This is a genomic window from Paenibacillus sp. FSL F4-0236 (assembly GCF_038000135.1).
Taxonomy (GTDB): Bacteria; Bacillota; Bacilli; order Paenibacillales; family Paenibacillaceae; genus Paenibacillus_AQ.
Map to the genome: position 1 here is coordinate 2,174,447 of NZ_JBBOBK010000001.1, position 20,516 is coordinate 2,194,962.

Annotated in this window: 17 protein-coding genes; 13 read left to right on the forward strand and 4 right to left on the reverse strand. The window is 44.5% G+C overall.

From position 1 onward, the window contains the following. The first annotated feature begins 54 nt into the window (after window positions 1-54). From NSQ29_RS09905 to rsgA, 3 genes are all read left to right on the forward strand, one after another. Window positions 55-510, forward strand: coding sequence for a DUF3939 domain-containing protein (locus tag NSQ29_RS09905; protein WP_076283499.1), 456 nt, complete (start codon window positions 55-57; stop codon window positions 508-510). Between the two features lie 160 nt (window positions 511-670). Continuing rightward, window positions 671-1,342, forward strand: coding sequence for an HAD family hydrolase (locus NSQ29_RS09910; protein ID WP_042188921.1), 672 nt, complete (start codon window positions 671-673; stop codon window positions 1,340-1,342). A 496-nt stretch (window positions 1,343-1,838) separates the two neighbouring features. After that, window positions 1,839-2,930, forward strand: coding sequence for a ribosome small subunit-dependent GTPase A (gene rsgA, locus NSQ29_RS09915; protein WP_341055368.1), 1,092 nt, complete (start codon window positions 1,839-1,841; stop codon window positions 2,928-2,930). A gap of 119 nt (window positions 2,931-3,049) precedes the next feature. On the opposite strand, the gene NSQ29_RS09920 is transcribed toward rsgA, so the two are convergent. After that, window positions 3,050-3,676, reverse strand: coding sequence for an FMN-dependent NADH-azoreductase (locus NSQ29_RS09920; RefSeq protein WP_341124942.1), 627 nt, complete (start codon window positions 3,674-3,676; stop codon window positions 3,050-3,052). Between the two features lie 496 nt (window positions 3,677-4,172). Next, the gene (locus NSQ29_RS09925; protein WP_042128392.1) at window positions 4,173-4,412 is read right to left on the reverse strand and encodes a hypothetical protein; all 240 of its coding nucleotides are present in this window, start codon (window positions 4,410-4,412) and stop codon (window positions 4,173-4,175) included. A gap of 142 nt (window positions 4,413-4,554) precedes the next feature. Here NSQ29_RS09925 and NSQ29_RS09930 point away from each other — a divergent pair, with 142 nt between their 5' ends. Beyond that, window positions 4,555-5,223 (forward strand): hypothetical protein, encoded by a 669-nt coding sequence (locus tag NSQ29_RS09930; protein WP_341124943.1) that lies wholly within the window; start codon window positions 4,555-4,557, stop codon window positions 5,221-5,223. On the opposite strand, the gene NSQ29_RS09935 is transcribed toward NSQ29_RS09930, so the two are convergent. Beyond that, window positions 5,210-6,904 (reverse strand): alpha-amylase family glycosyl hydrolase, encoded by a 1,695-nt coding sequence (locus tag NSQ29_RS09935; RefSeq protein ID WP_341124944.1) that lies wholly within the window; start codon window positions 6,902-6,904, stop codon window positions 5,210-5,212. The genes NSQ29_RS09930 and NSQ29_RS09935 overlap by 14 nt on opposite strands. Window positions 6,905-7,177: 273 nt before the next feature. Between NSQ29_RS09935 and NSQ29_RS09940 the strand changes: the two genes are divergently transcribed. The 7 genes from NSQ29_RS09940 to NSQ29_RS09970 all read left to right on the forward strand — a co-directional run bounded on the left by NSQ29_RS09940 (window position 7,178) and on the right by NSQ29_RS09970 (window position 14,519). After that, window positions 7,178-8,200 (forward strand): ABC transporter substrate-binding protein, encoded by a 1,023-nt coding sequence (locus NSQ29_RS09940; RefSeq protein ID WP_076298778.1) that lies wholly within the window; start codon window positions 7,178-7,180, stop codon window positions 8,198-8,200. 52 nt (window positions 8,201-8,252) lie between these two features. Continuing rightward, on the forward strand, window positions 8,253-9,029 hold the full coding sequence (locus tag NSQ29_RS09945) for an ABC transporter ATP-binding protein (RefSeq protein WP_076283504.1): 777 nt from the start codon (window positions 8,253-8,255) through the stop codon (window positions 9,027-9,029). Continuing rightward, on the forward strand, window positions 9,029-9,865 hold the full coding sequence (locus NSQ29_RS09950; RefSeq protein ID WP_149647284.1) for an ABC transporter permease: 837 nt from the start codon (window positions 9,029-9,031) through the stop codon (window positions 9,863-9,865). The genes NSQ29_RS09945 and NSQ29_RS09950 overlap by 1 nt, the downstream gene beginning before the upstream one ends. A gap of 95 nt (window positions 9,866-9,960) precedes the next feature. Then, a complete protein-coding gene (locus NSQ29_RS09955) occupies window positions 9,961-10,947 on the forward strand; it encodes an aromatic acid exporter family protein (protein WP_341124945.1) in 987 nt (328 codons plus the stop codon). A gap of 165 nt (window positions 10,948-11,112) precedes the next feature. Continuing rightward, a complete protein-coding gene (locus NSQ29_RS09960) occupies window positions 11,113-12,135 on the forward strand; it encodes an HD-GYP domain-containing protein (protein WP_052404322.1) in 1,023 nt (340 codons plus the stop codon). Between the two features lie 225 nt (window positions 12,136-12,360). Continuing rightward, on the forward strand, window positions 12,361-12,918 hold the full coding sequence (locus NSQ29_RS09965; RefSeq protein ID WP_036687755.1) for an outer spore coat protein CotE: 558 nt from the start codon (window positions 12,361-12,363) through the stop codon (window positions 12,916-12,918). Between the two features lie 749 nt (window positions 12,919-13,667). Continuing rightward, on the forward strand, window positions 13,668-14,519 hold the full coding sequence (locus tag NSQ29_RS09970) for a putative amidoligase domain-containing protein (protein ID WP_341124946.1): 852 nt from the start codon (window positions 13,668-13,670) through the stop codon (window positions 14,517-14,519). Between the two features lie 114 nt (window positions 14,520-14,633). Here the strand turns inward: NSQ29_RS09970 and NSQ29_RS09975 are convergent, their stop codons facing one another. Then, on the reverse strand, window positions 14,634-15,431 hold the full coding sequence (locus NSQ29_RS09975; protein ID WP_341124947.1) for a GNAT family N-acetyltransferase: 798 nt from the start codon (window positions 15,429-15,431) through the stop codon (window positions 14,634-14,636). 275 nt (window positions 15,432-15,706) lie between these two features. On the opposite strand from NSQ29_RS09975, the gene mutS reads away from it, so the two are divergent. Next, a complete protein-coding gene (mutS, locus tag NSQ29_RS09980) occupies window positions 15,707-18,460 on the forward strand; it encodes a DNA mismatch repair protein MutS (protein ID WP_340970224.1) in 2,754 nt (917 codons plus the stop codon). A gap of 32 nt (window positions 18,461-18,492) precedes the next feature. Further along, window positions 18,493-20,478, forward strand: coding sequence for a DNA mismatch repair endonuclease MutL (gene mutL, locus NSQ29_RS09985; RefSeq protein WP_341124948.1), 1,986 nt, complete (start codon window positions 18,493-18,495; stop codon window positions 20,476-20,478). Window positions 20,479-20,516 lie beyond the last annotated feature (38 nt).

Sequence of the window (20,516 nt, forward strand, 5' to 3'; positions counted from 1 at the left end):
ATAATAGAATTGTAAGCGTTAACAAAGATAGTTTTTCGAAAGGAGACTTGTCTTATGTTTTTTAAACGCACAAAAAAACAACCCCAATCCGATCATATTACCGTTACCCTAACCCAAGTCAAGCAGGCGATCAGACAGTTTGAAGAAGATATGCCTGCGCTCATTAATAGAACAGCTTTAATCCTTGACGACAAAAGAATAGATTTGAGCAGACTAAAACGGTATTTAGGAGGAATTCCAGAGCAGAATTTCTATATGTCACGCGAGACCTATGAAGTTTTCGAGGAACAAGATAAGCTTGTTCCGTATTACCTTGATATGGTTCAGTCCGCTGTAGACAATTACATCAGTGATACAGGTCAGTTGCCACTTGTTGAAGATGCATGGTTACCTGAGGTCCATTATCGTTTGCTAGCCACAGAAAGTTATCTCAAAGAAACCCCTCCTTTCCCACTGTATATCACAGAAGAGGAAATGATGCTGACACATCGTGCGGAGCATTTTGAGTAAATGAATAAATCAAATTTAAAGCCTATATAGACTGTTCGGTAGAAGGGGAGACAGCAGTTCCTTTTTACAGAATGGTCTTTTCATTGTCTTCAAAGGCATAGTACAATAGATTTCTGTAAGTTAAATTTTATAATCAACAGCATATAAGGGGAATCGCTTGATGAAAGAAGTACAAGCTATATTATTTGATTTGGATAATACTTTAATGGATCGTGACCATACATTTCGCAGTTTTAGTACTCAGTTTGTTCAGGATTTTCTAGGACATTTGGAAGCTGAAGAAGCGCAGAAGGTAGTAGAAGATATGATTCACAGAGATGCTGATGGTTACCGTGATAAGGACGGATTCTTCGTAGAGCTAAGCGAGGTACTGCCTTGGGAAACACCAGTTACGGCTGAACATATTCGTGCATATTATGATGCAAGTTATATCAATCATGGTGCTACGATGAAGGATGCTGTGGACGTTCTGAAGTACTGCAAAGAGCGCGGTTATATACTTGGTCTGGTTACCAACGGCAAAGTAGATATCCAGAACACCAAAATTGATACCCTTGCCCTGCGAGAGTACTTCAAGGCTATTGTCATTTCTGGAGAAGTAGAAATCGCTAAGCCTGATCCTAAGATTTATCAACTTGCATTAGACAGATTGGGAGTTACTGCGGATCAGACATTGTTTATTGGAGATCACCCGGTGAATGATATCTGGGGTGCAGGGAAAGCAGGGCTACAAGGCATTTGGCTGCAAAGAAAACATGCCTGGGACGAGCAATTGGACATACAACCTTGGAAGATAATCTACGAGTTGAATGAGCTTAAGTCCATTTTGTAATTTTATCAAAATTTATAGTTGACATTATACGGCAGCGCCGTTTATGATAACAACAACTTATTTCGGAAGGAGACGATGTTTTATGACAGTTTTAAATGTAATGAACTCAACTGTTGTGGATACGTGTCTTCCGGGAACAGCGGCTGCCGAATAAGTTATTCGTGCAGTTTAGCAGGTAAGCTCTATTACGCTTATTAGAGCCGCGGGAACCGTATTGGGTCCGGCGGCTTTTTTGCGTATATAGAATCAATAGGAATTGTAGTTAATTGTCTATTTCTCTATATATCGCACGGGAAAATGAATTTATCCTTGTCTTTAGGATGAGACATTTTTCTGATTATGTGTGCACTTTTTGTCCTTTTCGTCCTAGAAGAGTTCATGAAGTGTGGCCGCCGCCGGAGTCTTAAATTCCGACGGCTTTTTGTGTTCCCGGAAAATGCTAGCAGTACATGGTAAATAAAAATAAAAACTTAAACAGATCTTTAGGAGGATTCAAATGACTAACATACAGCAATATGGTTGGAATGAAAATTGGAGTTCAAAATGGGATGAAAAGTGGAAGGAGACGGAGGATAAACGGCTTGTTCCCGGAAGAATTGTAGGCGATTTTGGCAGTAAGTATAGGGTGATGACTGATTTGGGAGAGACATGGGGGGAGCTATCAGGCAAGTTGAGACATACGTTTGTCGCTTCAGGTGATTTTCCAGCGATCGGCGACTGGGTGGCTCTTTCAATGCAGGATGGCGGCGAGCATGCGATTTTACATGGGATATTGCCTCGGCATAGTGTCATCTCACGCAAGGTAGCTGGTAACACACAAGAGGAGCAGATTGTTGCCTCGAATGTAGACACTTTATTTCTGGTCAGTGCTTTGAATGATGACTTTAATGTTCGGCGGATGGAGAGATACTTAATCATGGCTTGGAACAGCGGGGCCAATCCAGTCATTCTACTGACCAAAGCAGATCTTTGCCTAGATGCAGAGAGTAAAATTGCCGAAATGGAAAGCGCCGCACCAGGTGTGCCAGTTCATGCGGTTAGTGCACTGCAAGATAATGGCCGTGAGAAGCTGCTGCCTTACATTGGGAGTGGACAGACAGTAGCTCTAACGGGCTCATCAGGCTGCGGCAAATCTACGATGGTCAACTGGTTATGTGGAAAGAATCTTCAGCTTACACAGGATGTAAGAGAAGGCGATAGCCGTGGACGCCATACTACTACCCACCGTGAACTGTTTATTATGCCGGACGGAGGAATCATAGTAGACACACCAGGGATGCGTGAGCTGCAGCTGTGGGAAGATGAGGGTGGATTAGATCTGGCGTTCAGTGATATTAGCAGCTTAGCTGCTGCATGTCGGTTTAGCAACTGTAAACATGAACGTGAGGAGGGATGTGCGGTACTTGAAGCGGTTCATAACGGTGAGCTCGAAGAGAAGAGACTGCTGAACTACCGAAAGACACAGCGGGAACTGCTGTACCAAAGCACCAAAGAGGTGAAGCTCAAGAGAAAAACCACAGCTTCTTCTAAAGTTCATTCGACAAGGACTAGAGGGTACGGTTGGCGTAAAGAACTTGATGAGTATTAGAAGAACTTTATAGACAGCGACGGAGCCAAGAGTAGTGTTCCAATAGGCTAGAAAGTCAAAAAAAGGGTGACCCAGAGCTCAGGGTCACCCTTTTTTATTAAATTCTCTTATAGCTTGTATTAGAACGTAGCTGCAGTTTCCTTAGCCAATTGTAATCCGTTCTCAATGATTTCAGCGGATTGTGCAGGAAGTTGGTTGTGACCTTCGATGATTACTTGAGTAATATCTTTGATACCCCAAAGGTTAAGGTTACCAACGATGAAGTTTACAGCCATTTCAGCACTTGCTGCAGGACCTTCGGAATAAATGCCACCTCTAGCGTTCAGTACGATTGCTTTTTTACCTGTCAAAAGACCAACTGGACCTTCAGCAGTGTAAGAGAATGTTTTGCCAGCTTGGCAAAGGTAATCGACATAAGTATGCAATACAGCTGGTACAGTCATGTTCCACAGTGGAAAACCGAATACTACTTTATCAGCAGCGATAAACTGTTCCAGATATTTATTAACTACAGCAGCACCTGCTGCTTCTTCAGCTGTTAGTTCGTAACCTTGAGCAGCTTTGTACATACCAGTGATCAGGGTATTGTCGTAGTAAGGAAGTTGCTCTGCGAACAAATCAAGTTCAGTGATTTCATCTTCTGGATTGTTAAGTTTGTAGTTCTCCAAAAATTCATTGTAAAGCTTAACACTTACGGATTGTTCTGCTGGACGGTTGTTTGCTTTGATAAATAAAACATTAGACATTATGATTGCTCCCTTGGATGTGTGTATTTAATATTAACTATAAATAATATAGCATGTATTTTTTTGTTTGTAAATTATTTTTTTGTGATTTTTTTTAGGGGGAAAAGAGTATTTTATAAAGGAACAAGAGTTTGAATAATAGAAATCCCGGTTAATAAACTTACAAGGAAACAGGAAAATATTCCCTATATTCATAAGGATCTGAATGAATTAAAAGGAGCGATGGACATGTCCATTGATCGGTTTATCATTAAGAAATTGGATAGCTGTCACGAAGAGCATACACGCCAAAATTTAGTGAGTCTCTTTAAACTTCGAATACAGAAAGCTGAAAAAGCAGAGAATAAGAACTATAAGATTAGCTGATATTGTCCCATACTGGTGTAATCATTCATTACTAAAGCTGCAAAACTTAAAAACAGCAAGTCTCTTTCAGAGACTTGCTGTTTTGTCTGCCAAAGGATAAAAGAAACTTCACAAAAAAACTACCCCTCTATTAATAGAGGGATAGCGCCAATGAATCATTCTCACTATAACTGTGCAATATAGCCTCAGAGCCTTTAATTTCGATACTAATTAATGAATTCAGGCATTTCTGGATAGCATTCTTGCCCTTTTGAATTTTGAGCTCCAACGTACTGTTAAGTAATCTAAGTACTTTTTGAGTGGGCTGTTTATTTTCTGTTGTGAAATACACAGGTACAAGTTTGTTCTGAAATGTGATGAGCATTCTCATTTTGAAGACACCTCGCTAAAAGTATTTCATGTTAATGATAATACCCTTTGTTTCTTAATTTTACCTTAAAATTAGCTTATGATAACATAAAGATTGTTAGATTAATATACATATATATGAAATACAGGAAGGATACAATGATGTGAATGACAATGGATTGGCCGATTTAACGCATTTTTTATTTCCAGATGAAGTAATGGGGCAAGCAGTTCTGGATCAGTTACATACAGGTTTAAACGCAGAACGGATCTGTAGATTGAAATATAAAGAGAAGGAGGAAATGAAGGATTTGTGTCTGCAAATACATAAAGACCGGATACTAGTAATCTGCAATAGTAACCCGGAAACCCTGCCCTATGAATTAAAGGATGAAAGTGAAACGGAGAGCTTTTGTCTTCAGCTGTTCGAATGTGAGAACATGAAGGAGCTCTTTAATCACGGGATTCCGGCATTACTAATGTCAAAAAGAAAATTTGAGGAGCTGAAAAAAAGCTCATGCTCATCCACGCTGCAAATGCTCTCAGATTGTTTAGCAGCAGAGACAGGGGATGATGTACATTCCATCCAACTAGCACGGGTAATGAAGTGCTTCATGGCGGAAGGAGAATTACGACTCTGTACGTCCAGTGACAGTGGATGGAACTTCCAGAAAGCACGCTTCTTAGGCGATCATTCCAGTGGCTGGTTGTTACGAATGAGCAGTGATCCATCCAAAGACTGGCTTATAGCCCTCCCGATTACAAAAGCTCAATTATGTGGGTCAGTAACAAAGTGGGTGTTACATTCTTCCGCATTTCTCACTCCACAATAGCAGTTGAATAAGGAGGGAGGGTAAGTTGATCTGAATTCAAGATCGATTTGACAGCAATCGTCTTTAGGATCTTGGAGTAAGAGAAACCCTCGACATTGGGTTGTAGTACAATGGTTTGTTCTTCGCCAGTAAGGTTATGAACGACGAGCACCTGATCCTGTGTTGTTAGTCGTTCGTAAGCCATAACCCCGGGATTGCCAGAAGCAAAGTCACGGATTCCGCCATCCCGGAGCGCAGGAATCTCATTTCTTAGCGCAATAAGCTCGCGATATCTTTCTAGCATTGAATCACTGTCATTCAGCTGGCTCTCAACATCAACGTTAATCGCATCCGCATTATTACGTCCGGCCTCCCAAGTAGTCTGCCCCTCTCCTTGATCGGCTGCACTCCATCTCATAGGCTCTCGAAGTCCTTCATCTGGCTTCACACCGCGCAATCCAATTTCTTCACCATAATAGATAAAAGGATTCCCAGGCAAAGTTAACAGTAGGGCTGCTGCCATTTTTGCATGATTCGGGTTATTGTCTAATTGACTCATGACTCTGTTTTGATCATGATTCGTCAAGAAAGTAGCATCGGTAAATTGGTTATCGGATATTTTGGAATACAATTTATAGGTTCGTTCCAGCGTAAAGGCCGTCCCACTGTCTTTTTCAGTTTTTACAGAGTTCACCAGTGTTTCTGCTAAGCCAAAGTTAAAGCTTGAGTTAAAAGCTTGATCTAAATAAGCTCCGACAGTGACAGCAGAATTCTCCCAGACCTCGCCAACTATATATGCCTCTGGATTTACTTCATTCATAGCCTTGCGGAACTCCTGCCACCAGGATACATTTTTAGCGGTAGTAGCCTCACTTTTATCACTCAAAAGATCTTCGTAGATATGCTTCGCAGCATCTAGTCGGAAGCCATCCACACCTTGATCCAGCCAAAATTTTCCAATGTCCTTCATTTCAGTACGAACTTCTGCATTATCGAAATTCAGATCAGGCATGCCTTCCCAAAATCCGCCCAGATAATGACTGCCAAGGATAGAATGCCACGCACTGCCACCGCCAGCAGCGCTGGCTCCATTTGCGGGACGACCTTGATCTTCAGCCCAGACGTACCAATCGCGATATTTGCTGTCACTGTTTTTAGCCGAGTCTACGAACCATGGGTGTTCTTTGGAGGTATGATTCACAACCAAATCCATAATTATTTTTATTCCTCGTTTATGCGCTTCTTTAATTAGCTCCTGCATATCCTCAATCGTCCCATAATCAGGATTAATCGCACGATAATCGGTTACATCATATCCATGATAGCTTGGTGATGGGTTGATGGGCATGAGCCAAATCCCGCCAATCCCCAAATCAGTCGTGGTTTCAGGATTCCCATCATTTAAGTAATCCAGCTTTTGGGTGATCCCTTTTAGATCTCCAATGCCATCGCCGTCTGAATCATAGAAGGAACGAACAAATAATTCATAATAAACAGCGGAAGGTTGTTCATCCGTCTTATTTATCAATGCTTGAGGTGTAGCGGTGCTCTGAATGGAGTCTGCTTTAGGGGAGGGCGTGGCAATGGATGTTTTGTTGCTTTGATTACCAGAACAACCGGACAGCAGTAATGTGGTTAGACTGATGCCCACCAGAGAGCATATTGTGATTTTTTTGGTTTTGAATGTAACACCTTTATACATATGTAATAACTCCTTCTATTGCAAATTTTCTAATTCAAGAAATGGAAAGCGCTTTATTTCCTATAGTACTCGAATGCATCCCCATTGGTAAAACGTTTGCACAGATACAAAAACAGCAAATTAAACGATATTTATCCATTCCTTCAATAAAAGTCGCTAGTATCATGGTTATTCTTGGATTTCCCTAGGTTATTGGAGGTTTTAACCTTTTCGTAGGCATCTGCATATGCTTTAAGCAAGGGCGAAGGACCCGGTAAGAAAGGAGAATGAAGAATGAAGATTAGGAAAAAGCTGTCATTGTCGCTCATGATCATTACTTTATGCTTTTCAGTGCTTGCCGGTTGCGGCGGAAAGTCAGAGTTGGTACAGGTGAAGATTGGTGAAGTCACCCGTTCTGTCTTTTATGCACCCGAATATGTTGCCTTATCACAAAATTTCTTTAAAGACGAAGGACTTGACGTAGAACTACAGACGATCCCCGGTGGAGATAAAACCATGACTGCACTCCTCTCAGGTGCCATCGATGTTGCATTGGTAGGTTCTGAAACCTCCATTTATGTGTATCAACAGGGTTCAGATGATCCGGTCATTAATTTTGCACAGCTGACTCAGAGGGATGGAACGTTCTTGTTTGCCCGTAAAGCTGACGGAGCGTTTAACTGGGATAAAGTGAAGGGTTCTACCTTCCTGGGGCAAAGAAAAGGCGGAATGCCACAAATGGCAGGTGCGTTTACTTTATCTAAAAAAGGAATAGATCCTACTAAAGACATTACCTTGATCCAAAATATTGACTTTGCTAATATTGCCGGTGCTTTTGCTTCAGGTACAGGCGATTATGTGCAGCTGTTTGAACCACAGGCTTCAATCTTTGAACGTGAGAACCGAGGGGCAGTAGTGGCTTCGTTTGGTGTGGAAAGCGGTTATTTACCGTACACCGTGTTTATGTCTAAGAACAGCTATATTAGTAAAAATGGAGACACGGTACAGAAGTTCACAAATGCGATCCAGCGTGCTCAGCTTTGGGTGAAGGAACATAGCCCTGAAGAAATTGCGGATGCGATAATGACTTATTTTGATAAGACAGATAAAGATATCGTGGTTTCTGCAGTCAAACGTTATAAGGAACAGGATACCTATGCGGTTAATCCAATTATAGATCAAGAAGAATGGAACAATTTGCTCGATGTCATTGATAATGCTGGTGAGCTTAAAGAACGCGTTCCCGCTGACAAAATAGTGAATAACAGTTTTGCTGAGAAAGCTGAGAAGAGCATAACGAGCAGCACTTCAAAATAAGAGAGAACCAAAGATCCTAAATAAGATGTGTAAATTGAAGGAGGGGCTGACAATGCTTCCAGTAGTGCAATTAAAGGGAGTAACGCATGCCTATCTTGGCGACCGTGAAGCTTCACTGGCCGTTGAGGACCTGAACCTTAATGTCGAGCAAGGAGAGTTCGTTAGCTTAGTCGGACCAAGTGGTTGCGGTAAGACGACTCTCCTATCGATTATTGCAGGACTGCTGCAGCCATCTCAAGGCGAAGTGTTCGTAAATGGAGAGCCCATTATGGGACCCTCACCAGAGGTTGGGTATATGCTGCAGCAGGATTATCTTTTTCCTTGGCGGAGTATTCTGGATAATGCCATTCTAGGACTAGAGCTGACTGGAAACTTGAACGAAGAGAGCAGAAAGCGGACGTTGGAGCTACTTCGAGAGATGGGCTTAGAGGGCAAAGAGCACGCCTTTCCTACTCAGTTATCAGGTGGGATGCGGCAGAGAGTAGCTCTGGTACGCACCTTGGCAACGAATCCTGGACTCCTTCTACTAGACGAGCCGTTCTCGGCACTTGATTACCAGATCAAATTACAGCTGGAAGATTTGGTCTCTGAGACCTTACGCAGCAGGGGGACAACTGCAATATTAGTTACTCATGATCTATCTGAGGCCATTGCGGTAAGCAGCAGTGTTATTCTTCTACAACGAAATCCAGGGAAGATCCGAAAAGTATTTTCAGTACCAGAGCAAATCCGGTCAGCACCTCCGCTATTTGCACGTGATCAGCCAGGCTTTTCGGAGCTTTTTCATGAAATATGGAAAGAGATGGAGATTGCAGGGAGGGAAAGCTAATGAAGCATACGGAGCAATCGGGGTTATTAGCTTCCCGTGAACAGTGGCTACAACAATTGCATGGCGATTATAAAAAAACGAAGCACCGCTGGCGCAATAAGGTGATTGTTGTAAGGAGCAGCCTGTTACTGCTGTTTTTTGTTCTCTGGGAAGCTGGCGCAAGAATGGGCTGGATTGATGAGTTATTATTCAGCTATCCAACAAAAATCTTCCGGCAGATCTGGGGAGATATGGTCAGTGGAAGCTTGTGGCCGCATCTGGGGATGACGGTAGGTGAGACTGCGGTAGGCTTTGTACTTGGAACGCTATTAGGGACACTACTTGCTGTGATCATTTGGTGGTCTCCTTTTTTATCAGCAGTGCTTGATCCGTATATGGTCGTATTTAACAGTATGCCGAAGGTGGCGCTGGGGCCGATTTTTATCGTCATGTTCGGAGCCGGATTCACTGCTATCGTTGTTACTACTTTATCTATAACGGTGATTATAACGACGCTTGTTGTGTACAATAGTTTTTGCAGTGTGGATCCGAATCTGGTTAAGGTGGTTCGTTCCTTCGGAGCTTCCAGAGTTCAGGTGTTCTTTAAAGTAATTCTTCCAGCCTCGTTCCCGACGGTGGTCTCCACCTTAAAGGTGAATGTGGGGATGTCATGGGTAGGAGTTATCGTAGGGGAGTTCCTGGTCGCTAAATCGGGTCTGGGTTATCTGATTATTTATGGTTTCCAGGTCTTTAATTTCACGCTAGTGATGTCCAGTCTTTTGATTATCGCGGCCGTGGCTACAGCAATGTATCAATTAGTGGTATATCTTGAGAAGCGGTTGTTATCCCGGCGATGAACCTTATGTAATATTGTGTCCGTACACAAAATCTTGTAACATGTCTATATCTTTACCTATTTATTGGGTTAGTGCTTGTAAGGAGAGATAAGGCTATGGGATTTCGTGTGATAAAAACAGCAGCAGCTACGTTATTATCCGTACTAGTTGCGTCTGCAGTGGGTATACCTAATGCGCAGAGTGCAGGCTTGCTGGCAATTTTGGGTGTAGAGGTTACTTTGAAAAGGAGTTTCCGAACGATAACGGCTCGTTTTTTAGCCTCGCTCGTGGGACTCTTTTTTGGCTGCATCCTATTCTGGCTTCTAGGGTTCCATTACTGGGTGCTCGGGCTGTATGTACTCGTGGGCTTTCCGATGATTGTAAAGTCTGGCTACAAAGAAGGAATTGTCACCAGCTCGGTTATCGTGTTTCGCGTGTTTGGACAAGCTGAACTATCGCTCCATGTCCTGTTGCAGCAAATAGAGCTTCTGGCTATTGGGCTCGGTTCAGCAGGGCTGGTAAACTTGATTTACATGCCTCAGACTGGTGGGGTCATTTATGGGATCCGTAAGGAAGTGGATCGCTATTTTTCGGTTATTTTTACACAGATGGCCCGAACGCTTCGAGATCCTGCGTATATTTGGGACGGCAAAGAATTAATTGACGCAGATAATACAGTGCAGCGGGGATTAACGGCAGCTACCCGTGAGATGGAGAATCATGTTATTCATCCTGATGAAGCATGGAATGTTTATTTCTACATGCGGAAGGAGCAACTGGAATCGATTCAAAGTATGATGCAGCTGCTTTCTCAAGTGTACCGCCATTTACCGCATGGGGAGATGGTTGCTGAGTTATTTGACCAGCTTAGCGGGGATGTGCTTGCGGAAGAATATACTGGACGAACTGAACATTTACTGAACGAGCTAACAAGAGAATTCGAAGAAATGGATCTGCCAGAGACACGTGAGGAATTTGAAGTGCGCTCAGCTATTCTTCAGTTATGCAGGGAACTGGCACTTTATTTAAAGATCGCTAAGCGGCATAAAATCCCGGTCAGTTACAAGCCGGAGAAACGTTTGAAGATTCGAAATAAGGCTTAAATTGAGGCTTTAATAAACTGAAGTATTAACTATCTCTGTCAAAATCACGATAAGATATGTATGAGCTAAAAGTTGATCACAGGATATGATTAACGATTTTATGGTGAGTTCAAATAATAGCAGGAAGTTCGGTAGTCGAATTTTCCGCATTGGCAGGTGAGGCGTATGGACAAAGTTATGGAATCATTTATAGGAAAACAGCTTATAGCTAACCTTTTTAATGACAAAGGAGTATTTGTTTTACCCGCATTGACTTTATTAAGTGCTGAGCATATACGATTAATCAATCAACATAAGATCACCCTAGAGTCTCATGACGTCGTACAGCTGGATAGCGCGGAATTTTTCCAACTTGCAATCGATGATTGCACAGCTGCGATAGAAAATATTTTTGAACAGCTTCGTCATAACAAAAACAAACGAATTCCTATGCTTGAAGTTAGAAATGAAGTCATTCCGTTTATTCAGCAGGTAAGTGAAAAGAATGACTTCTACGGCGTATTGGCTGCATTGCAGTCCAAGGATGATTATACATACAGACATAATGTAGCGGTTGGTATTTTATCTACATTGCTAGGGAAATGGCTAAAATTAAAGCCTGAGGATTTGAGTATGCTGACGATCGCAGCGACCCTTCATGATATCGGAAAAATGAGGATTCCGGATGAATTATTAACCCGGCCGGGCCCGTTGACCGCAGAGGAGTATCAGCTTATGAAAAAGCATACGACCTATGGTTATGAGATGATCCGGGACACTATTGGAACCAATCATTTGCAAGCGCTCGTCGCCCTGCAGCATCATGAAAGAATGGACGGCAGTGGTTATCCATTCGGTGTACTTGGGAATCGGATCACTGATTTCAGTAAAATTGTTGCAGTAGCAGACGTGTTCCATGCGATGACATCCGACCGGTTTTATCGTAAAGCTTCACCTCTTTATGAAGTGTTGCTTCAGATGGAGGAAAACGTATTTGGCAAGCTTGACCCTTATATTTGTAGAGTCTTTATTAATAAGTTAATGCAGTCAATGATAGGGAATGAAGTGGAATTGACAGATGGACGGACAGGAAAAATCATTATGATTCTTGCTACTGATCCACTGCGTCCCCTCGTGAATATTGATGACGATTTTATTGACCTGAGCAAACATAGATCTATTGGTATTATGCGCGTAATCCCGCAATAGCGGGCTTTATAAGGTTTTTTTAACGTTCAGAATGGATATGTATCAGGCTGGACCATTTTTATAATCTACTCATATCTGTACAAATTTTGAAATAAAATGAACTATAAATCTTCTGATAAGACCCTCTGGAGGGCTTACTCAAATTTATTTATAGACTAACAATCAACAAATGCCTAGAACCTGCATACACTTGATAGTGAATGATTGTATGGAGGAGGTTTAAAGATGTCATTAAGCCATAAACGTCAAACAAGGGAGATCATTACGAAGGCAATTTGCGGCAAAGGTCGTAAGTTCTCTACAGCAACCCATACCGTGACTCCGCCACATCACCCGACTAGTATTCTGGGGGCTTGGATTATCAACCACCAGTACGAAGCGGTTGCCGCCGGGAACGGAATCGAAGTAATTGGTACTTACGATGTAAACATCTGGTACTCGTACGACAAGAACAAGCAGACCGAGGTAGCTAAAGAAACGGTCTCCTATGTGGAGCTCATTCCGCTTTCCTACCTGGACACGAGACACCGCACTTCTACCGTTGAGGTCTCTGCGGAGGCAACGCAGGAACCCAACTGTGTAGAAGCGGGCGTATCGCCAGGCGGAGGCAGTGTGACACTTCGCGTAGAGCGCGAATTCGAAGTGGAGTTGGTGGCTGAGACCAAAGTCCGTGTGTATGTCACTGAACAAAGCGATGATCCAGAAGACAAGGATTATGATTTTGAAGGTGATAGCTTCGATTACGATGATCTAGACCCTGACAATCTGGATGATGAACTGTAAGGAAGGATACGCCGCCGTTAACTGGGTACTGATGGGTTATGGTCCATTATATGTAGGGAGGGCGGCGGCGTAGAGGGCGAATGCCCTCCTTTTTTTTATTTATTTTTAGAATTAAAAATGGAACCTGAGTGGATTAAGAACAACCTGGTTTGTATGAATGGGCAAGAAGTACTACTGCAGGGCTTTCAATCTTGGGCTGCGATGGATGGAGGGGCAGGAGAATGAATGAGGGGTTTAAGGTGTATTCGGGATTGTCATCAGCACACAGAGAGTCCAGATTATTTCGGAGCGGGATTGAAGCGACGCTTACTTCGTCTAGTAAGCAGGAACTGTTGCGAATGAAGAGCTCAGAAGCATCTCTGCGGAGAAACCAGACCTCTGGTGAAAGCAATCGTTTAGAAGATACATATGATACTCTGCCTTCCGGTAAGGCCCATAAACAGTGCTATAACATACTCGTGTATAATTTGAGCGTTCTGCAGATCACTCCACTAGGAGCAGGCCCAGGTATGCGCGCAGCCTCCGATTTGCTAGCCGGGGCTGTGCGAATGGATAGAGTCGATAGCAGCGAATCAATGGGGGCTGCACCAGGAGTATGGCGTGGAGTAATGAAATTACTTCAGCGTATTGCTGTTCGGACTTTGTACAGCTTGGGGCTGGATAGCGGTGAGGTCCTGCTGAGGGCAATGGGGAACCGGAGGTATGTCGTGGAGGGAGTCACTCCACTACTACAGAGTTCAGGCAAATCATTGCCAGAGCCTTATCGTTCCGCATCATTATCGCTGGAACGGAGCCTTGCTCTGGAGCAGCCAGGCCGCAGCGGCCTGCTCATGGGCATGGACCCGGAGTTTATCATCCTCCGGGAGTCCACGGGCCGCGTCGTGCCTGCGTCGCGGTACCTGCCTACGGACGGCGTCGCAGGCTGCGACGCCGGACCTCCGGGAACGCGCGGCGCGTTCCCGGTCGCCGAGCTGCGCCCCCAGCCGCGCGGGGAACCACGCGCGCTGCTGGCGCAGCTGATGTCCGCCGCGGCTACGGCGGACCGGCTCATCGCCGACCGCACGCTGCGCTGGCGGGCGGGAGGTATGCCGCTGACGGGCTGGGCCCTCGGCGGCCATTTGCACTTCAGCGGCGTGACGCTGACGGCGCCGCTCTTGCGCGCGCTCGACAACTATCTCGCGCTGCCGATGCTTTTGCTTGAGGACGTCCGCGCGGGAGCGCGTCGTCCTCGTTACGGCGTGCTCGGCGATTTCCGGATTCAGCCGCATGGCGGGTTTGAGTACCGGACTTTGCCGAGCTTCCTGGTATCCCCGGTCATCGCTAAAGGCGCGGTCTATCTGGCTCACCTTATCGTGAGCCATTATGAAGACCTGACGCTGCGCCCGCTTGACCGGGAAGACCTGCATATCGCATACTACGGCGGCGATAAATCCTCGCTGCGCGACGCAGTACCCCCTCTGCTGGCGCAGCTACGCTCTCTAGGCGGCTACGAGAAGGCCGCCCAATACATAGAGCCTTTATTTCAGTATATCGCCTCTAAACGAACGTGGGATGAATCTCGCGATATCCGTGAGCTGTGGTGCAGCAAAGTTAAAGCTTGAGCTTATATTTCAAAATATTAGAAAGTATTAGTTTTTCACATATCCCTTATATCTAATATTTCTCGCATAAACGCTTACCGTCCTAATAAGGACGCCGAAGGCGTTTATGCTTGTCTACATGTACATGATGCTCCAAGAGCCGATATCTTGAAATCCAAGTCGTTTGTAAATGACCCCAGCATGAGGGTTGTCATAAAAGAGGCATAAAGATTTCCCTTCAGAGAGTAAGTCTGTGCATAGCTGTGCAACTACGCATGTAGCTAATCCTTGCTCTCTGAATGCTTGATGAGTGGCAACCCCTACGATCATAGCTGACATGGAATTTTCCGCTGATGTTGAGGCCGTTGTAATCACCTGATCTTCACGTTTCATATAATACGTACGGCCAGTGCCAGTCGCCAATGTTTTACGTAGGCTAGTTCTCGATCCATCCCGACTGCTTTCAAACTCTTCAATTGTATCCGTAAGCGAACAAATCGCTTCCACATCCTGGATGGTTGCTTTATTAATGTTATCAACGGAAGAAGAGTACTGTTTAATTTTGGTATTCATTTCCTTAAGCTCAGCAAAGTACAATTGCTTTTCTTGTTTAAAGTTAATTACTCCGTCAAAGGCTTTTACCACTTCGGTTACACCAGAAATCATATGAATATCGTTATCTTGTCGCATGATAGTAGCGAATCCTTCCACATCAAACGGCCCATCCGCGTAAGGAAGATAGCTTCTATAAAAACGTAATAGAACGGCTTTTATCCGACCATCAGATGGATCTATCTCTCCCCACAATGCCATAAAATCCTGTTCAAACCCGAAATTCTCTACATCTCCAATGATGAACAAATTAAGAGCAGGCTCTTTCTGTAGCAACGCCATTAGAAGTTCCCGATCATCCTCCGTAATTCTTCTTATCATTTGATATTCTCCTTTTATTTTCTTATGATCTAACGCTCTGTGTTAAGATTTTACAATATTAAAAAGCAGAAGAATACACCTCTTTCTAATGAACGATGGATGCTTGAAATATATACAAAAGGTACTACCCATTGAGCTTCAGTAATAGTGTCGGATTTCGTGATTTTTTGTCTGAGGATCGAGAAGAATGAACTTCTATGCGGTTGCAGGGTGACTTTGTACGCAAATTTTCTGTTATAATGGAGGACAGCAATAAATAGGCATGGAGGTTGACCATGGCACAATATACGCCGATGATTGAGCAATATTTAAAAGTGAAGGAAGGGGCAAAGGATGCCTTCCTATTTTTTAGACTGGGCGATTTCTATGAAATGTTCTTTGAAGATGCCATTTTGGCTTCCAAGGAGCTTGAAATTACGTTGACAGGTCGCGAAGGCGGGGGCGCAGAGAAGATCCCGATGTGTGGAGTACCTTATCACGCCGCCGAGGGTTATATTCAACGCCTGATTGAAAAAGGATATAAAGTCGCTATTTGTGAGCAATTAGAGGATGCTTCTGTCACAAAGGGAATGGTGAAACGGGATATCGTACGTGTCGTGACACCTGGAACAGTTATGGATGGAAAAATCATTGCCGACAAAAGCAACAATTATCTTGTTTGTGTAACCGAAAGTGATGGGATGATGGCATTAGCTGCATGTGATTTAACTACAGGTGAATTGTATGTTACTTCAGTGTTATCTGGTGCAGAGTGGCTGCGCGATGAGATTGGCATTTATGAACCGGCTGAGATCATCGGAGACCCGACGTTATTGGAGCTTTTACGTAGTGAAACGCCTCTGTTGGCGAAACCTGTTGTGTACACACCTTGGGAGAAACGTGAGGAGGAGCTGGCACGTCGACAATTCGGTGAAGCCGCATGGGTTCGTCTGGAGAAAGAACGTGGACAATGTCTAGCGCTGCTAATCTCCTATCTAAACGAGACGCAACGGCGTTCAATGGGACAACTTAGTCAAATTTCTCCTTATGAACCAGGTAATTATATGATTCTTGATCCGTTCACACGCCGAAATCTGGAGCTAACAGAGACGGTCCGAGAACGTTCTAAAAAAGGATCTCTTCTATGGCTACTAGACCGTACCGAAACATCCATGGGTGCGCGATTGTTACGTCGTAGAATAGATAAGCCGCTGTTGCAGCGCGCTCCGATCGAACGTCGCCTAGAAGCAGTTGATTATTTGTACAACCAGTTTATTGTTCGAGAGGACCTGCGTTTAGCGTTGAAGGAAATTTATGACTTAGAGCGGCTGGTAGGTCGTATTGCCTTTGGTAGTGCGAATGGTCGTGACATGAATGCCTTAAAGCTATCACTGGCACAAATCCCTGCTTTGAAGGAATTATGTATGACTTCGGGATCTGCAACCCTACGCGAGATCGGTGCTAGCATGGATGAATGTGCCGAGATACGGGAGGATATAGATCGAGCAATTGTTGAAGATGCGCCGGTGTCCGTGCGAGACGGAGGGATTATCCGTTCTGGTTATCATGCCAGGTTGGACGAGCTGCGGGAAGCTAGTAGTAATGGTAAACGTTGGATCGCCGAACTGGAAGCGAAAGAACGGCAAGCCACAGGCATCAAATCACTGAAGATCGGATATAACAAAATCTTCGGTTATTTCATAGAGATCACCAAATCCAATCTGGCTTCGTTGCCGGAAGGGCGTTATGAACGTAAGCAGACGCTTGCAAATGCAGAGCGATTTGTTACACCTGAGCTTAAAGAGAAAGAGGCACTGATTCTTGAAGCGCAAGATAAAATGACAGATTTGGAATATAGCCTGTTTACTGAACTGCGTGATCGAATCAGCGGCCAAATTCCGCGACTGCAGAATCTTGCGGAAAAGGTAGCTGAGATTGATGTGTATCAATGTCTGGCAGCCGTCAGTGCCGAGCATCGCTTCGTAAAACCTGTTCTATCGGATGGGTACGATCTTCGACTTGAAGGTGGTCGTCATCCTGTCGTGGAGGCTGTGTTAAAGGACTCGGCATTTATAGCAAACGGAAGTACGCTAAGTAAGGAAGATGGAAATATTCTTTTAATCACTGGTCCTAATATGGCTGGGAAAAGTACCTATATGCGGCAGGTTGCACTCATTTGTATTATGGCTCAAATTGGCTGTTTTGTTCCGGCCACCAGTGCAGAAGTTCCGCTAATTGATCGAATCTTTACTCGTATTGGGGCAGCTGATGATTTGATCGGAGGTCAGAGTACATTTATGGTAGAAATGGCCGACATACAGGTCATGACAGAAAAAGCAACAGCCCGGAGTTTAATTATCATAGATGAGCTTGGTAGAGGAACATCGACGAGTGAAGGCATGGCGATTGCACAAGCGGTAATTGAGTATGTGCACGATACCATTTCTTGCAAAGCTTTAGTTTCGACGCATTTTCATGAATTGGCCCACTTAGAAGAAAGTCTTAAAGGGCTTAAGAATTACTCTATGGCCGTACAGGAGAGCGGGGATAAAGTAAACTTCCTGCGTAAGCTTGTTCCGGGAGCGGCAGACAGTAGCTATGGGATTTATTGTGCACGCCTAGCAGGGCTTCCTGAAGGGATCATTGATCGTGCTTACGGTCTGCTTCAGAGTATCGAGCAGGCGGCTCATCCAGGTGGTTCCTCTATTCATTATGGGGGTGGACTAGAAAGTCAGGCCGCTGCAAAAGAGGTCGCAACTACATCTACCCAACAACCCGATAATGTCATCGCAGAAACTTCGGGGATTCCTGCAGACTCCTATTCATCAATAGCAGATGAAGTAGTTCAACTGTCTATCTTTGGCGAGGAAGAACCACGTAAGAATCGGAAAGGTAGTGCAAATCAGTCGGCTGTAGTAACTGAAGTACAAGAGAATCCTGCGATAAAAGAATTCATCACTTCTGTGCGTAACGCAGATCTTATGAATATGACTCCGCTTCAGGCTATGAGTCTGCTGAACGACCTGAAGATGAAAGCAAAGGATCTTTAATTATTGATTGCCTAAATAAGAGGTGAATGAAATTGGCCAAAATTCATATATTGGACGAGCATATTGCCAACCAGATTGCTGCGGGTGAAGTTGTAGAGCGACCAGCTTCTGTTGTGAAGGAGCTAGTTGAGAATGCCATTGACGCAGGAAGCACAAGGATTGAGGTTTCGGTGGAGGAAGGCGGTTTACAGAGCATCCGAGTAAAAGATAACGGCTCGGGGATCGAGCCTGAGGATTGCGAGACCGCCTTTTATCGTCATGCCACAAGTAAAATCGCTAATGGGCGTGATCTATTCCAGATCACTAGCTTAGGGTTCCGTGGTGAGGCGCTCCCCAGTATTGCTGCGGTATCCAAAGTCTCTCTTCTAACGGCTACTGCCGATGACGGCAAAGGACGCCTGATTGATATTGAGGGTGGTAATTTAATTCGGAATGAAGATTCCCCTTCGGGCCGTGGGAGCGATCTAGCGGTGCGTGAATTATTTTTCAACACACCGGCACGGCTGAAATACATGAAGAGTATCCAGACGGAGCTTGGTCATATATCGGATGCCATGTATCGAATGGCGTTAGCCCATCCAGGAATCTCTTTTACCTTGCATCATAATGGCAATCAGCTGCTGCACACGCTTGGTAATGGTGATCTGCTGCAAGTGATCGCAGCGGTGTACGGAACCTCCGCAGCTAAGGCTATGTTGCCGATTGCGGCAGAGGACTTGGATTATCGTATTTCTGGTTATATAAGTCGTCCGGAATGGACACGCTCAAATCGAAACGCAGTGACTACCATTGTGGGAGGACGATATATTCGCAGCAATGGTCTGAACGCAGCGATCATGCGTGCTTATCATACTTTACTTCCGATTAACCGCTATCCACTGCTGGTGCTCGAACTGGACATGCATCCTTCACTTGTGGACGTCAATGTTCATCCAGCTAAGCTGGAGGTTCGGTTTAGTAAGGAGAATGAGCTTTACACGTTTGTTGAACAAGAAATTCGTAAAGTGTTGTTAGGGCAAAGTTTGATACCGCGTCCAGGTAAAGAAACCATTGGGCCAAAGGGCAGCAGTTCATTTATACAGGAGCAGTTTGCTTTTTCTAAAGGGTCAGTTCCGGCACCCCCACCGTCTGAGATGGGCAAGGATTCAGTTCCTCAGGGATCTGGTAGTTCCTTTAGTAGACAACAACCATCAAATGTTGAGCAGAGCGCCAGTGAGTTCAGAAAAGAGGGGCAGATTGATACTCCGATGACCCGTGAAACGGCTCCATCCTACGGGTCAGGATACCAGTCTTCCTCTTCACAAGGACGTCAAAATAATGTGAGCAACAACTATGCTAATGGATATCGCCCGCAAGAAGCTTCATCCCTGCAGAGGCAGATTCCTTCTGCCCAAGCGTTATGGGCACCGCCAGTCGATGAAGAACCTGGGCTTCCTGCCTTCCCGGAACTAAATTATATCGGACAGCATCATGGGACTTATATTATCGCTCAGAATGACGGCGGGCTGTATCTCATTGATCAACATGCGGCTCACGAACGCATAAATTACGAGTTTTTTTATGAGAAGTTCGGTCGTCCTGAAGACGCTTCTCAGGATCTGCTTTTGCCAATTACGCTTGAGTTCACGCCTTCGGAAAGTCGTCAACTTAGTGAACGTTTACATTGGTTTCAGCAGGCTGGAGTGTACCTTGAACATTTTGGAGGACAGACTTTTCTGATTCGATCTTTGCCGTATTGGTTTCCTGAAGGCGAGGAGAAGGCGATCGTTGAAGAAATGGCGGAGTGGGTCTTGAGTGAACGATTGATTGACCTAGCAAAGCTACGAGAGAAATCGTCTATTCTATGCTCGTGTAAAGCCTCCATCAAAGCCAACCAGAAACTAACAGAACAGGAAGTCGAGGCCTTGTTGTCTCGTCTGGCAGCATGCAGACAGCCGTATACTTGTCCACATGGGCGTCCGATTGTGATTTCTTTTTCATCCTATGATTTAGAGAAATTGTTCAAACGGGTGATGTAATTGTACGATTAGAAATTTGTTGTAAGTATGACTGGAGG

Coding starts and splice junctions, on each gene's coding strand:
- NSQ29_RS09955 (WP_341124945.1), top strand. CDS start 9,961: ATGGGATTTCGTGTGATAAAAACAGCAGCAGCTACGTTATTATCCGTA.
- NSQ29_RS09975 (WP_341124947.1), bottom strand. CDS start 15,431: ATGATAAGAAGAATTACGGAGGATGATCGGGAACTTCTAATGGCGTTG.
- NSQ29_RS09920 (WP_341124942.1), bottom strand. CDS start 3,676: ATGTCTAATGTTTTATTTATCAAAGCAAACAACCGTCCAGCAGAACAA.
- NSQ29_RS09950 (WP_149647284.1), top strand. CDS start 9,029: ATGAAGCATACGGAGCAATCGGGGTTATTAGCTTCCCGTGAACAGTGG.
- NSQ29_RS09960 (WP_052404322.1), top strand. CDS start 11,113: ATGGACAAAGTTATGGAATCATTTATAGGAAAACAGCTTATAGCTAAC.
- NSQ29_RS09910 (WP_042188921.1), top strand. CDS start 671: ATGAAAGAAGTACAAGCTATATTATTTGATTTGGATAATACTTTAATG.
- NSQ29_RS09945 (WP_076283504.1), top strand. CDS start 8,253: ATGCTTCCAGTAGTGCAATTAAAGGGAGTAACGCATGCCTATCTTGGC.
- NSQ29_RS09940 (WP_076298778.1), top strand. CDS start 7,178: ATGAAGATTAGGAAAAAGCTGTCATTGTCGCTCATGATCATTACTTTA.
- NSQ29_RS09965 (WP_036687755.1), top strand. CDS start 12,361: ATGTCATTAAGCCATAAACGTCAAACAAGGGAGATCATTACGAAGGCA.
- mutS (WP_340970224.1), top strand. CDS start 15,707: ATGGCACAATATACGCCGATGATTGAGCAATATTTAAAAGTGAAGGAA.
- rsgA (WP_341055368.1), top strand. CDS start 1,839: ATGACTAACATACAGCAATATGGTTGGAATGAAAATTGGAGTTCAAAA.
- NSQ29_RS09925 (WP_042128392.1), bottom strand. CDS start 4,412: ATGAGAATGCTCATCACATTTCAGAACAAACTTGTACCTGTGTATTTC.
- NSQ29_RS09935 (WP_341124944.1), bottom strand. CDS start 6,904: ATGTATAAAGGTGTTACATTCAAAACCAAAAAAATCACAATATGCTCT.
- NSQ29_RS09905 (WP_076283499.1), top strand. CDS start 55: ATGTTTTTTAAACGCACAAAAAAACAACCCCAATCCGATCATATTACC.